This window comes from Bacteroides clarus YIT 12056 (assembly GCF_900129655.1).
GTDB classification, from domain to species: domain Bacteria; phylum Bacteroidota; class Bacteroidia; order Bacteroidales; family Bacteroidaceae; genus Bacteroides; species Bacteroides clarus.
On sequence record NZ_FQWK01000006.1, the window covers coordinates 154,434 to 168,608 of the forward strand.

Here is a 14,175-nt window from a genome sequence, read left to right on the forward strand (position 1 = left end):
CTTTGGTTTATCATATAGCTCATCTGTTTCATAAATCCAGCGGGTGGGTAAACACAAAACGGGCGCCGCGGGTGTACTGCGAATCTATCCATATCCTGCCGCCCCACTTCTCCACAATCAGTTTGCAGATGGACAGCCCCAGGCCTGTGCCTTGCGCGTATTCGTTCAGTTTCTCGAACCGTTCGAAGACCCGCTTCCGCTTCTCCGGCGGTATGCCGCAGCCGGTATCCGATACGGAGAACAGGGCGGTGCGGTTCCGCATGTCCGGTTCGAGTTTCAACGTTATCGTGCCGTTCTCCGTAAACTTGTCCGCATTGGACAGCAGGTTGATGACCACTTGCTGCAAACGCTGGATGTCCGTACGGATTTCCAGGCTGTCTGCGGCGCTTTCGAACACTATCCGGTTGGACGACCGGCGCGCCTGTGTCACGGAAGCCGTCACCTGCATGCAGACCTGCACCACGTCGCACTTCTCCAGGGTGAGAGTAACGCGGTCGGCTTCCAGGCGGGACACATCCAGTATGTCGTTTATCAGCCGGAGCAGCAAGTCCGAGTTGGCTTTGATTATCTCGAAATATCCGCGCTGGTCGTCTATGGCGGTATCTCCGGCGGAAAGCACGTCCGAGAATCCCACAATGGCGTTCAGCGGCGTACGTATCTCATGGCTCATATTGGCGAGGAACGCGCTTTTCAGGCGGTTGGATTCTTCCGCCCTGTCCTTCGCCTCACGCAGGGCGGCTTCGGACACTTCCAGCTCGTCTTTCAGCCTCTTGGTGCGGTAGAAGAAATAGAGCGTGATGAGCAAGCCCGTCAGCAGGATGACCAGAACGGCAGCCACTCCCCATATATGGTACTTATATTGCTCATAGAAGCCCGGAGTGACATTCACCAGCCGGATGGGGCCGGGAATCGAAGCGATATCGAGCTTCCTCTCCTTCACCAGTTTGCCGTCCATGACGGTTTCGCAGGATATAATCTCTATCTCGGAGTTCTTCGGGTTTGCCAGCACACGGACAGCCTGCCGCGCCATATCCCTGCCCAGCGCACGGTAGACGGGCACTACTCCGCCCACAGCCCAGTAGCCGATGCCTACGGACGTAATGGAGAATGCGGGCAGGCCGGGAGCGGCTTCCATCATGGCATAAGTGGCGTTACGCATGAAGTAACCGTCGTTCATGTCCACGCGCCATGTGCCCATCAGCAGAACGGTGCGCGGGGGCAGCGAGTGCAGTTTGTCACTGATGGTATAAATCGTGTTGACACGCCCGTCCAAGAGGATAAGGCTTAATTCGGGGAATTTCTTCATCTCTTTTACCACATGCGCCTGCAAGGTTACGCCGCCGTAGCTGTTGTCGGAGATGAAGGCGATATGTTCCGTTTGGGGGTACAACCGTTTTATCATGCGGATATTGGCGGCCACATCGTACTGATAGACAAAGCCGCTCTTAATCGGGGAGCCGGCGAAGTCGGCGAAGAAGTCCAGCGACTCCGGCATCCATGTCTTCAAGTCCGCGCCCTGTTCCGGCAAAAGCACTACATTGCGGCTGGCAAGCGCCGTCATTACCGGAACGTCGCCCCGGACGGAGTCTTCCAGAGACAGATAGGCAGCCCACGCTTCCTGTCCTATCAGTATGACGAGCGAGGGTTCTTTCGTATCCCGGTACTTGGACAGGATGCCCGCCATTCTCGTCTTCCACAAGGGAGACTCGGAGAAACTCTTGCAGTTCATGTTCTCCAGCTCCACACCGCATGTACCGCCCAAACGCTGAAACTCTTCCATGAAGTTGGAAATGTTGTCCGAAGTTTGGCGCGAGTCCGGATTATAAGAACTGATAATCAGTACAGGATGGTCGCCCGTCGCAGAAAAGGCCGGGAGCATGAGGGAGAAGAATGCCGTCAGGCAAAGCAGTGTTCTATAAAGTATTTTCTTGGATTGTCTCATTTAACGTCCTCCTGAACTGTCGCAAAGATACAATAAAACTCAAAAAAGGCGTAAAGAAAGATTGTTTTTCGTACTTTTGGCGCTCATTATTAAAAAGAAGCTGACATGACACAAATCTTTCACAGCATGATAGCTGCCATTCTCGGCATATCAGAAAAACAAATCGGGCAGACACTCGCCCTGCTCGATGACGGAGCGACCATCCCGTTTATCAGCCGCTACCGTAAGGAAATGACGGGCGGACTGGATGAAGTGCAGATAGAATCCATCCAAACCCACTACGAAAAGCTGAAGGAAACGGCCAGGCGGAAGGAGACCATCATCGGCACCATCCGCGAACAGGGGAAAATGACTCCCGAACTGCAAAAACGTATCGATGAGACATGGGACGGCACCGTCCTCGAAGATATTTACCTGCCTTACAAGCCCAAACGCAAAACCCGCGCGGAAGCCGCCCGCCAAAAGGGGCTCGAACCGCTTGCCACCCTATTGATGCTCCAACGCGAACCTCATCCCCGGCAGCGCGCCGCCGACTTTGTGAAAGGGGATGTGAAAAGCCCGGACGACGCCCTGAAAGGCGCGCGCGACATCATCGCCGAACTGGTGAGCGAGAACGAGCGCGCCCGTAACACATTGCGCAACACCTTCGCCCGCCAAGCCGTACTGACCGCCAAGGTGATAAAAGGCAAAGAGGAAGAAGGAGCCAAATACAGGGATTATTTCGACTGTGCGGAACCCTTGAAGCGGTGCAGCTCGCACCGTCTGCTCGCCATTCGCCGCGCCGAAGCGGAAGGCTTGCTCAAAGTGAGTATCAGCCCCGACGATGAAGAGTGTGTGGAACGGTTGGAACGGCAGTTTGTACAGAGCGGCAACGCTTGCGGAAAGCAGGTGGCGGAAGCTGTGCAGGATGCTTACAAACGTCTGCTCAAACCGTCCATCGAGACCGAGTTTGCCGCGCAAAGCAAGGAACGCGCCGATGATGAAGCCATCCGGGTATTCGCGGAAAACCTGCGGCAGTTGCTGCTCGCGTCGCCGTTAGGACAGAAAAGGGTGATGGGAATAGACCCGGGATTCCGTACCGGCTGCAAGGTGGTGTGTCTGGATGCGCAGGGTAACCTGCTGCACAACGAGAACATCTACCCGCACCCGCCGGTAAACCAGGGCAAAGAGGCGTTTGCCAAACTGCAGAAGATGATAGAAGCCTACAAAGTGGAAGCCATCGCCATCGGAAACGGTACCGCCAGCCGGGAAACGGAAGATTTTCTGAAACGGCATACGTTCAACCGGGAAGTGCAGATTTTCATTGTCAGCGAGCAGGGCGCTTCCATTTATTCCGCTTCCAAAATCGCCAGGGATGAGTTTCCCGAATACGACGTGACGGTGCGCGGCGCCGTATCCATCGCGCGCCGGCTGATGGACCCGCTGGCGGAGCTTGTCAAAATAGACCCGAAATCCATCGGCGTAGGGCAATATCAGCACGATGTAGACCAAAGCAAGCTGAAGAAGTCACTCGACCAGACCGTAGAGAACTGCGTAAACCTGGTCGGCGTCAATCTGAACACCGCCAGCAGTCATCTGCTTACATACATTTCGGGACTCGGCCCCCAACTGGCTCAAAACATCGTGAACTATCGTGCCGAGAACGGAGCATTCGCTTCCCGCAAGGAGTTGATGAAAGTTCCGCGTATGGGCGCAAAGGCCTTTGAGCAATGCGCCGGCTTCCTGCGCATACCGGATGCCAAGAACCCGCTGGACAATACGGCGGTGCACCCCGAGAGTTACCATATCGTAGAGCAGATGGCCGCCGATTTAGGATGCAGCGTAGCCGAACTGCTCGCCAACAAGGAACTGCGCCTGAAGATACAGCCCGAACGGTATCTCTCTCCCACCGTCGGAATGCCCACCTTGAAAGATATTCTGCAAGAGCTCGAAAAGCCGGGACGTGACCCTCGCGGCCCGATCAAAGTATTCGAGTTCGACAAGAATGTACGCACGATTGATGATTTGCGCATAGGTATGGAACTGCCGGGTATCGTGGGGAATATCACCAATTTCGGCGCTTTCGTCGACATCGGTATCAAAGAAAACGGCCTGATACACCTCTCGCAACTTGCGCAGAAGTATGTATCAGACCCTAATGAGATTGTGTCCATCCACCAGCAGGTACGCGTAAAGGTACTCAGCGTAGATACCGAACGGAAACGCATACAGTTGACGATGATCGGGGTGGAGCAAGGGAATGGATAAATGAGGAATGAGGAATGAAGAATGAAGAATTTCCTTGCGGCGTGTTTGCGTTGCGCAGCCAAATTCTTCATTCTTCATTCCTCATTCTTCATTCTTTTCTATAAGTCAGCTTGTCTTTGCCGTTACCGAAGAGGTTATCGCCTAAAGTTGTGATTTTATCGCCGGTGGCAAGGACGTAGCGAAGGTTGTCGCATCCCATGAATGCGCCGTATTCTATGGCAGTTACGCCGGGGGGAAGCTCCAATGTGCCGCATAACCGTCCGCATCCGCTAAATGCACGTTGGCCGATGCTCTTTAAGGCATGGGGCAATGTGATGTTGAGCAGGTATTTCTTTTGAGTGAATGTATAGTCGGGAATGACCGTGGCGTTACATTTGGACAGGTCTACGCTTACCAGGTTGGGCATATAATTGCGTATCAATGTGAAGTCCGCTTCGTCCATTTTACCCTCTACCGTAAGGAAGTTGACATCTTTGGGCTGTATGCCGGCGCGAATCAGTTCGCTGGCAAGGCTGCCCATCGTAGCTATCTGTACAGTGGCTCCCACCGGTTCGCCTTCTATGAAAGCAAATGTCTCCCACCGTTTGCCGCGGCGATACGAGTCGCTGCTGCCCAGGGGGATGAATATGGCTGTCACGCTGTCGGCCAGGGCTTCGGGCAGCAAGTTCGGGGGAGTTTTTTTGCGTATACGGCAAATCTTCAAATTGGTACATCCCTTGAATGCACCGTCTTCGATGTTCTTGGTCTTATCGGACAGGATGACCTGCGTCAAAGATGTCTTTCCGATAAAAGTACTGTCGCTAAGCTGCTTGCAAAAGGCGTAGGACGGAATGCAATTGGCCGGATAGATATAGAAGCGGTCGGGATGCGTACCGTTCTTTCCGGCATACATGCTGATAGACGCATTGGATATATCCAGTATTTGCAGTTTCTTGAACTCATCCCGCAGATGGCGGAAATCAATCGCGTTCAGTTTGCCTTGCAGGACAAGGTGCGTAATCTCATTCGCCTCATCTTCGGTCAACATTTCCACCAAAGTGCCGGGCTTGGCAACGGTATAGCGCTTGGAAGTCTGGGCAGAGGCATTCAGTATCATAATGCCCAATCCGGCGGCCGCTAAAAGTATTTTTCTCAGGTTCATGTTTTAAGTGTCAGATTGATTTGATTTTCCAAATATAAGAAGAAACCGTCAACCTTGAATAATGATTTCTCTTTTTATTGCTATTTTTGTCGGATATTAATTAACTGAAATTATTTTTTACGCATGGAAACCATTGGAAATGAGCCCAAAGCCAAACGTTTTGGAAAAGTGGCAATCGATATCATATCTTTTGTCACGCTTGCTGTTATCATCATTACAATACTAGGTATACCTTTCTCGGCAGTATTGCAAAAGCTGGGTAAGGAAGGAGCCGATAAGATGTTCTATTTTGTCCTGAGCGAAACACTGATGCTGATAGGTATATTCCTCTCCGCTTGGATTGTATGGCATTTCCGAGGAGTTTCATTAACCGGATTGGGACGCTCTTTGGCGATACGTAAGAAAGATTTGTTATCAGGAATATCACTGGCAATCGTTCTTTATGCGGTAGGATTCGGCGTATCCTTATTGGCAGGAGCGATAGAGATTGCAGGAGTTGTATTCAATCCTTCTTCCTTATTGATTAGCTTTGTTTTCTTTTTGCTGGTAGCCATTACAGAAGAATTCGCATTGCGGGGGTTTGTATTGGAGCGTATGCTGCAAGGCGGGGTGAATAAGTTTTGGGCATTGTTTCTCTCCGCCACCCTGTTCTCGCTGGTTCATATAGCCAATCCGAACTTCGACTTTCTGTCTTTTATCAACATCCTGCTGGCAGGCATTCTTTTAGGTTCTTCTTATATATACACGCGTAATCTCTGTTTCCCGATAGCTTTACACTGGTTCTGGAACTGGATACAAGGTCCGGTCTTGGGTTATGAAGTCAGTGGAAATAAATTTTGTGACGGTTTGCTGACGCTCTATCTGCCCGAGGCCAATCTGATAAACGGCGGAGCTTTCGGTTTTGAAGGTTCCATACTTTGTACGGTACTAATGGTAGCGGGAACAGGAGTGATTTTAAAAATGTTCAGAAAAAATTGATAACAGTTAGTGATTAGCGATTAGTGATTAGTGGTTAGTGATTAGTATCTCACCATATATGGCGCAGCTTACTAATCACTAACCACTAATCGCTAACCACTACTTATTATACATCTTCGCTCTCAATTCCTTGATATGGTCCGAAGTGATATATTCATCATACTCCATCATCTTGTCGATAATACCGTTCGGTGTCAGCTCGATGATACGGTTCGCCACGGTCTGGATGAACTCGTGGTCATGGGATGAGAACAGGATATTGCCTTTATACGTCTTCAGATTATTGTTGAATGCCTGGATAGACTCCAAGTCAAGATGATTGGTCGGAGTATCCAGAATCAAACAGTTGGCATTGCGCAACTGCATACGCGCAATCATACAACGCATCTTCTCACCGCCCGACAATACGCTTGCTTTCTTCAACACCTCTTCGCCGGAGAAAAGCATACGGCCGAGGAAGCTCTTCATGTATACCTCATTGCCCTCGCCGAACTGGCTCAACCAATCTACCAGATTCAAGTCCGTATTGAAAAAGGCAGTGTTATCCAGCGGCAGGTAAGCGGTGGTAATCGTTACGCCCCAGTTGAAAGTTCCCGCATCCGGCTTCATATTCTCGTTGATAATCTCGAACAAGGCGGTCATAGCACGCGGATCATGTGAAAGGAATACGATTTTATCCCCTTTCTCCACATTGAAGTTCACATCGCGGAACAATACCGTACCGTCTTCCAACGTTTTTGTCAGTCCCGAAACTTCAAGAATCTGATTGCCCGGTTCGCGTTCGGGAGTGAAGATGATACCCGGATATTTACGTGACGACGGTTTGATTTCTTCCACATTCAGTTTCTCCAGCATCTTCTTACGGCTGGTAGTCTGCTTGCTCTTTGCCACATTGGCGCTGAAACGGCGGATAAACTCTTCCAGCTCTTTCTTCTTCTCCTCGGCTTTAGCCTTCTGGTTCTGTTGCTGACGGAGAGCCAACTGGCTGGATTCATACCAGAAACTATAATTACCGGCAAAGAGGTTAATCTTTCCGTAGTCGATATCCACCGTATGCGTACACACGGAGTCAAGGAAGTGACGGTCGTGGCTCACTACCAAAACGGTATGTTCAAAATTGGCAAGGTACTCTTCCAACCAGGTTACGGTGTCCATGTCCAAGTCATTGGTAGGCTCGTCCAGCAGCAAGTTATCGGGATTGCCATACAAAGCCTGCGCCAGCATGACACGTACTTTTTCCTTATTGTTCAGCTCGCCCATCAGCACGTAATGCTTGTCTTCCTTGATGCCCAACCCGCTCAATAAAGCGGCGGCGTCACTTTCCGCATTCCAGCCGTCGAGCTCGGCGAATTTCTCTTCCAGTTCGGAAACTTTCAAACCGTCCTCATCCGTGAAGTCTTCCTTGGCATAGAGCGCCTCACGTTGTTTCATAATGTCCCACAACACCGTATGCCCCATCATTACGGTATCCATCACCGTATAGGCATCCCACTTAAAGTGGTCCTGACTCAATACAGACAGACGCTCGCCCGGTCCCAGCATGATAGAGCCCGTCGTCGGATCCAAATCTCCCGAAATGGTCCGCAAGAAAGTGGACTTTCCCGCACCGTTGGCACCGATTATACCATAACAATTACCACTTGTAAACTTCAAGTTTACATCATTAAACAACACTCTTTTACCAAACTGTACCGATACGTTCGAGACTGTAATCATCTTTATATTTACTGTTTTATTATGTACTACTTACTATTTAATACCTATAACTCTGCGAATTGCGGGCACAAAGATACGAAATAATACGGTAAAACAGCTTACAACAAGTTAACTTATTGCATGATATGAAGTTAAGTAAACATCTGCAATGAAGTTAACTTATTGCATGATATGAAGTTAACTTACTCCCCGCACGATGTTAACTTCCTATTTATGGAATATTTCGCTGTCAATCTGACATAAAAGTATTACCTTTGCAGCGTTTTTGGCAAAAGCCGTCAATTTGGCAAAGTTTTTGCTATCAAAACCGTATCATATTAACTTAAACCCTTGACAGCAATGAAAGCAAAATCATTTTATAAGAATAACAAGCATAACAATATGGACCCGAAAGAAAAAGAAAACATCAACGAAGAAGAGTTGAAAGAGCAAGCCGTCCAAGACGAGAACGGCGAGGAAACAACTGAAAAAGAAGAGGTTGCCCTGACTGAAGAAGAGAAACTCGCTCAGGAATTGGAAAAGGCCAATGCAGAGATTGAAGACCAGAAAGACAAGTATCTGCGTCTCTCCGCCGAGTTCGACAACTACCGTAAACGTACAATGAAAGAAAAAGCCGAACTTATCCTGAATGGCGGAGAAAAGAGCATCAGCAGCATTCTTCCTATCGTGGACGACTTTGAACGCGCCCTGAAAAACATGGAGACCGCCACCGATGTAGCTGCCGTAAAAGAAGGTGTGGAGCTTATCTACAACAAGTTTATGACAGTATTGGGTCAGAACGGTGTCAAAGTAATCGAAACCAAAGAACAGCCGCTTGACACAGACTACCACGAAGCCATTGCCGTAATCCCGGCTCCCGACGAAGCTTTGAAAGGTAAAATTCTGGACTGCGTACAAACCGGTTACACGCTAAACGACAAAGTAATCCGCCATGCCAAAGTAGTGGTTGGAGAATAACATACACAGTTATATGGAAAAAAGAGATTATTACGAAGTACTGGAAGTCGAAAAAACAGCATCGGTAGAAGAGATAAAGAAAGCCTATCGCAAGAAAGCCATCCAATATCACCCCGACAAAAACCCTGGCGACAAGGTAGCCGAGGAGAAGTTTAAGGAAGCGGCGGAAGCATACGATGTATTAAGCAATCCGGACAAGCGTGCCCGTTACGACCAATTCGGCCATGCCGGAATGGGTGGTGCCGCCGGTAACGGCGGACCGTTCGGCGGTTTCAGCGGCGGCATGTCCATGGACGACATATTCTCCATGTTCGGCGATATATTCGGCGGACACAGCGGTGGCTTTGGCGGCGGTTTCAGTGGTTTCGGCGGATTCGGCGGCGGTGGCGCGCAACAGCAACGCCGTTATCGCGGCTCGGACTTGCGCGTTAAAGTGAAGCTGAACCTCAAGGAGATTTCTACCGGAGTAGAGAAGAAATTCAAACTGAAAAAGTATGTACCCTGCAGCCACTGTCATGGAACCGGTGCAGAGGGAGACGGCGGCGCGGAAACCTGTCCTACCTGTAAAGGTAGCGGTACGGTAATCCGCAACCAGCAGACCATTCTCGGAACGATGCAGACACGCACCACCTGTCCTACCTGTGGCGGCGAAGGTAAAGTTATCAAGAATAAATGTAAGGAATGTGCCGGTGAAGGAATCGTCTACGGTGAAGAAGTTGTTACCGTAAATATCCCGAAAGGTGTAGCCGAAGGCATGCAGCTCTCCATGGGCGGCAAAGGTAATGCCGGCAAGCACAACGGCGTACCGGGCGACTTGCTGATTCTTGTAGAGGAAGAACAGGATAAGGAACTGATTCGTGACGAAAACGACTTGATTTATAACCTGTTGCTCAGCTTTCCGACAGCGGCATTGGGCGGTGCGGTAGAAATACCCACCATCGACGGTAAGGTGAAGGTGAAAATCGAATCGGGTACACAACCGGGAAAGGTTCTCCGCTTACGCGGCAAGGGTTTGCCTAATGTAAACGGATACGGTACCGGGGATTTACTGGTGAATGTCAGTGTATATGTACCTGAAACTCTGAATAAAGAGGAGAAAAAAGCCTTGGAAGAAATGGAAGGTTCGGATAATTTCAAGCCGAATACTTCTATTAAGGAGAAGATTTTCAAGAAGTTCAAGAGTTTGTTTGACTAATACAAAAGTCGCATCTCTATAAACGGAAATCCCTATAAAGAATAGTACTTTATAGGGATTTCCGTTTATAGAAATAGCGTTTATACTTTACTCTTTAATTGCAATGCGGGTAATTCCCGGAGTACGAACTCCCGGTTTTAATTCTCCATTGATACAAAAGATATTTTTTCCGCATATCACCAATGCTGCGCCCGCACGAGCGGTATCCGGCGTACAAGCTATTGTTTGCCACTCTTGTAAGCGCACATCATACACAAGAATCCGCTTATTAAAACGATACCATTCCACCGGATGAGTCAAATAATCGGCAGCCGGTTTTTGAAGCGCACGCAAAAAGATGTCTTTATCAACACCACCCATACAGATAATCAGATTCTTACCCCAAGCAGTCGCCACGCCACCGCCTAAAGAAACTGTTTCGCCTGCCTCATTCACCACCTCGGGTAATGGTGTCCAAGTATCGGCAGCCGGTGAATATACATATCCATCAACCGAGAGAGAAGCGGCACGTCCTTCCACCGGCGCTGCAAAGCCACTCCACAGGTAGAAACATAATTGCCCATCAGCATCCAGTTGTGCGGCACTTACCGGTTGTACCCGAGGAGCGCCCGGAAAGGCGGGCAGTTCCCGCCACCCTTGAGGCAGTTGCTCCAAATCGAGACAATAAAATGCATTGGATGCCTTGCCGTTCTTGTTTCCCCCGGCAACATAGAGTTTATTTCCCAATAACGCGCCTGTCATATTATCCAGCGTGCAAGGCAATGAAGGTAATGTTTCCACAATAGCTTTCTTATCTGCCACACGTATACGATAAGTTACAGACAAAGCTCCCCGCTCATTCATCCCCCCTACACAGATGACTCCATCGGTAGTAGACACAGATACACCATAGGCCATTGCCTGCGGCAGCTGCCCCACTCTCTGCCAAACCAATATGGAGTCCTTCGGTATTAGCGCCGTATAAATATCGCGATAATATTTCTTAGCACCACCGGCATAGGCCGGTATTTCAGGAAAATTACAACCGCCGGCAATCAATAATTGCCCTGCCGCTATTCCCGCAAAGCAAGCCGAAACACCTTTGGCAAAATCCTTATCTTCCTGTGGAAAACCCTGCATCCGGCTGATTTTATCAATAGTGACATATGCGACAGGTGCGGCAGCACGGAAAGTCGAAGCCGGCAATCCCGCCTTATTCACCAGATTGGCACGGGTAAACGGTTGCCATCCATAGCGAATAAAACGGGGATTCTTAATATTGGTATTATACACTTTCAGACAGTCATCCTCAACTACGGCAGTAGCAAGTTCATAAACCCCGTCTTCCTCCGCCACTTCAAACGAACACAAAAGAGCCTCATCAACACTACCCAAACCATCGCCATAGTCGAACGAAACATATACAGCTCCATTTTTGAATTCCGCACAGCGAAACAACGGACCGGAAGGGAGTACATTTTCATGTCCATAAGTGCGGTTCAAAGCCCAATACGCCAATCTCTCGCCAATCGGTTTCTTATTGGCAGGGTGTACATCCAATGAATCTCCCTGATCACTGGATACAACCATTCCCGTATTGGAAACACATTTCATCAATCTTCGCTGACTATCGCGGAACCATGTCCACGACGGGCGGTCGATGCTTGACAGTTGCACATAATAAAAAGGCAGATCCGGTTCATCCCAGTTGGAACGCCAACTGTCAACCAATAGTTTAAAAAGTTTTTCATGCGCTTCCTTATTATGGGCATTCGATTCTCCCTGATACCAGACAATCCCTTTCAACGGATATTTATCCAAGGGACGAATACCGGATTCAAACAGATAACAAGGTTCGTAAGGATGACGTTGCCGCTTATCGGTAGCATATTTTATGTTCAAAGCAGCCCTTTCACGCACCCAGTCTTGAATAAGGTCATTCTTTGTCCAATCATGTAAGATAGCCGGAAACTCAAATTCCAATGTACGGCGGTCTATCCATGCTTCCGTAGGTGAACCGCCGACAGCATTGCATATCAAGCCCACCGGGACATTCAGACTATCACGAAGCATTTTACCGAAATGATAAGCAACAGCAGAAAAAGAAGCCGCCGTGCCAGAAGTACAAGATGTCCAGACAGTCGGTTTATAATATTGCAAATGATTCAGGGAGTCTAACACCGACGCATCCCACGCCACCGCATCCGTACGCCAGCGCGCTTTCATATCAAACAGACGAAGTTTGTCATCATTTGCTTCCGAAACATCAGTTTGCGCGGTAGCTGCCTGTTTCAACATAAACTCCATGTTGGATTGTCCGGAACATAACCAGACCTCACCAATCAATACATTTTTATAAGACAGGGTCTGTTTTCCAGTAGATATGGATAATGTATAAGGTCCGCCTGCCTGCAAAGGCATGAGTTGCACAGACCAGCAGCCGTTATCGTCTGCCCGGACAGTAATCTTCTGATGAGCGACACTTACTGAAACCGGTTCACCCGCATTCGCTTTCCCGTGTATTTTCAATGGAGTATCACGCTGCAACACCATATTGTCGGTATACAGGTCTGATACTTGCAAACAGACGGGATAAGACTCTTTCTCCCGATTTGCTATCTCTGCACCATAAGTAATACCATTTCCTATACCAGCCGCTTTCACTTTCTTTTGAGCCCAAAGACAAGTGCAGCAGAACAAGCTAAAGAATAAAAACAATACTTTCCTCATTTCTGTATGATATAAAGGTATAATTAACGATTTCAATTATTCTTTCAAGTGTTTTTTCAGCCAGGGAATGACTAACTCCGATTTAAAATAATGGTCAGGCGCATCTACATTCACCCTATTAAAATACTCATCCCTACTTAATCCTTCGGGCAGTTTATCAATCTTTTTGCGCTTTTGCGGGTCGGCAAATTTAGGATAATGGTACATCTCCACATTAGATGGATAACCGGATATTTCGTAAGCCTTACGAATTATATTGAAGTCGCGGTCTAATCCGCCTTCCGTCAGGATGACAGGACGCGGAGCCAACGAGGCTACAATATCCGGAAAGTTAAACTTGCGCCAGAAATTAGGAATCAAGTGCCGGATTGAGTTGGGAAAGATACGGGTTCCATTCTTATCGGGAGCGGTCATCACCAAAGCTCTTTCCTGGGTTTGACACAGAAAATCATTGTAGACAAAAGCGTATATAGAGGGATCCAGTACCCCCAAAACCATTAATGGTTCCGTACCCAAAGAAAATCCACTGACCACAATACGGTCTTTACGGATATAAGGCCGCGACTTCATCCACTCAAGTACCTGCATATCCAGATAAGCCGTATATCCCAAGTAACTCCATCCCATTTCCAGCAAGAAACGGGAAAACAAGTCATAGTTATAGTTTCTGCCTCGGACATACCGTTCCAGATCAGCCGCTTCACCTGCCGCCGGATTATCTACGGCCACCGCAATATATCCGGCTTTGGCAAAGTTTAGCGCCATAGTCACTTTTGGATTGCGGTAATCATCATCGAATTTAGCGGTTATCCCCGGTTCGCCGGCCAATCCTTCCTTAGAACCGCCCGAACCCGGAATACATAAAATGGCAGGTGACGGTTTCACCAAACTATCCGGTATTAGTACCAGAAATGTGGATACACATCCGGATAAAGGATAATATTCCCATTTTTCAAGTTGGTAACCGTCACGTTGTACAGTATGAATACACTTGGGAACCGAAGAGTTATCCTGTCGTTTCGGAAAGTTCATAATCTCTTGCATAGACTTACGGACTTTCTTCTGCCATTTGGAAAATTCCCTTTTACTCATGTCCGGACGAAAAGCACACTCCGGCTCTATATCGGATAACATGGTATGCACCACGCCATAAGAGCTGAGGAATCTTCCGTCGTCACGACCGGAGCGAATCACTTTGTGTTCATCCGGTGACCATCCCGTCACTTGGGCTGCAACCAATATGTACCAGCATAGAAGCAGACCAATCATTATATTTCTTTTTTTCATCTC

Annotated in this window: 9 protein-coding genes; 4 read left to right on the forward strand and 5 right to left on the reverse strand. The window is 48.6% G+C overall.

Translation table 11 applies throughout. The annotated features are described in order from the left end of the window. Nucleotides 1-28: 28 nt before the first annotated feature. Nucleotides 29-1,942 (reverse strand): sensor histidine kinase, encoded by a 1,914-nt coding sequence (locus BUB52_RS12235; protein ID WP_009120673.1) that lies wholly within the window; start codon nt 1,940-1,942, stop codon nt 29-31. A gap of 105 nt (nt 1,943-2,047) precedes the next feature. On the opposite strand from BUB52_RS12235, the gene BUB52_RS12240 reads away from it, so the two are divergent. After that, complete coding sequence (locus BUB52_RS12240) at nt 2,048-4,189, forward strand: Tex family protein (RefSeq protein WP_009120672.1); 2,142 nt, start codon at nt 2,048-2,050, stop codon at nt 4,187-4,189. Between the two features lie 88 nt (nt 4,190-4,277). On the opposite strand, the gene BUB52_RS12245 is transcribed toward BUB52_RS12240, so the two are convergent. Next, entirely contained in the window at nt 4,278-5,330 is a 1,053-nt protein-coding gene (locus tag BUB52_RS12245; RefSeq protein ID WP_009120671.1) for a leucine-rich repeat domain-containing protein, read from the reverse strand. A 123-nt stretch (nt 5,331-5,453) separates the two neighbouring features. On the opposite strand from BUB52_RS12245, the gene BUB52_RS12250 reads away from it, so the two are divergent. Beyond that, nucleotides 5,454-6,308 carry a CPBP family intramembrane glutamic endopeptidase gene (locus BUB52_RS12250; RefSeq protein WP_009120670.1) on the forward strand — a complete coding sequence of 285 codons (855 nt, stop codon included), beginning with the start codon at nt 5,454-5,456 and terminating at the stop codon, nt 6,306-6,308. Between the two features lie 99 nt (nt 6,309-6,407). Here BUB52_RS12250 and BUB52_RS12255 read toward each other — a convergent pair whose 3' ends face one another. After that, nucleotides 6,408-8,024 carry an ABC-F family ATP-binding cassette domain-containing protein gene (locus BUB52_RS12255; protein WP_009120669.1) on the reverse strand — a complete coding sequence of 539 codons (1,617 nt, stop codon included), beginning with the start codon at nt 8,022-8,024 and terminating at the stop codon, nt 6,408-6,410. Between the two features lie 339 nt (nt 8,025-8,363). Between BUB52_RS12255 and BUB52_RS12260 the strand changes: the two genes are divergently transcribed. Both BUB52_RS12260 and dnaJ read left to right on the forward strand, forming a co-directional pair. Further along, nucleotides 8,364-8,981, forward strand: coding sequence for a nucleotide exchange factor GrpE (locus BUB52_RS12260; RefSeq protein WP_009120668.1), 618 nt, complete (start codon nt 8,364-8,366; stop codon nt 8,979-8,981). Nucleotides 8,982-8,994: 13 nt separating this feature from the next. Continuing rightward, nucleotides 8,995-10,176 (forward strand): molecular chaperone DnaJ, encoded by a 1,182-nt coding sequence (gene dnaJ / locus BUB52_RS12265; RefSeq protein ID WP_009120667.1) that lies wholly within the window; start codon nt 8,995-8,997, stop codon nt 10,174-10,176. A gap of 87 nt (nt 10,177-10,263) precedes the next feature. Here dnaJ and BUB52_RS15970 read toward each other — a convergent pair whose 3' ends face one another. Together BUB52_RS15970 and BUB52_RS12275 are read right to left on the reverse strand one after the other, a co-directional pair. Continuing rightward, nucleotides 10,264-12,885 (reverse strand): cyclically-permuted mutarotase family protein, encoded by a 2,622-nt coding sequence (locus tag BUB52_RS15970; RefSeq protein ID WP_009120666.1) that lies wholly within the window; start codon nt 12,883-12,885, stop codon nt 10,264-10,266. Between the two features lie 36 nt (nt 12,886-12,921). Then, nucleotides 12,922-14,172: an alpha/beta hydrolase family protein gene (locus BUB52_RS12275; protein ID WP_009120665.1), complete on the reverse strand. Its 1,251-nt coding sequence runs from the start codon at nt 14,170-14,172 to the stop codon at nt 12,922-12,924. Nucleotides 14,173-14,175 lie beyond the last annotated feature (3 nt).

What these genes read in the sequence shown, in the direction of transcription:
- BUB52_RS12235 (WP_009120673.1), bottom strand. Translation starts at nt 1,942, where the DNA reads ATGAGACAATCCAAGAAAATACTTTATAGAACACTGCTTTGCCTGACG.
- BUB52_RS12240 (WP_009120672.1), top strand. Translation starts at nt 2,048, where the DNA reads ATGACACAAATCTTTCACAGCATGATAGCTGCCATTCTCGGCATATCA.
- BUB52_RS12245 (WP_009120671.1), bottom strand. Translation starts at nt 5,330, where the DNA reads ATGAACCTGAGAAAAATACTTTTAGCGGCCGCCGGATTGGGCATTATG.
- BUB52_RS12250 (WP_009120670.1), top strand. Translation starts at nt 5,454, where the DNA reads ATGGAAACCATTGGAAATGAGCCCAAAGCCAAACGTTTTGGAAAAGTG.
- BUB52_RS12255 (WP_009120669.1), bottom strand. Translation starts at nt 8,024, where the DNA reads ATGATTACAGTCTCGAACGTATCGGTACAGTTTGGTAAAAGAGTGTTG.
- BUB52_RS12260 (WP_009120668.1), top strand. Translation starts at nt 8,364, where the DNA reads ATGAAAGCAAAATCATTTTATAAGAATAACAAGCATAACAATATGGAC.
- dnaJ (WP_009120667.1), top strand. Translation starts at nt 8,995, where the DNA reads ATGGAAAAAAGAGATTATTACGAAGTACTGGAAGTCGAAAAAACAGCA.
- BUB52_RS15970 (WP_009120666.1), bottom strand. Translation starts at nt 12,885, where the DNA reads ATGAGGAAAGTATTGTTTTTATTCTTTAGCTTGTTCTGCTGCACTTGT.
- BUB52_RS12275 (WP_009120665.1), bottom strand. Translation starts at nt 14,172, where the DNA reads ATGAAAAAAAGAAATATAATGATTGGTCTGCTTCTATGCTGGTACATA.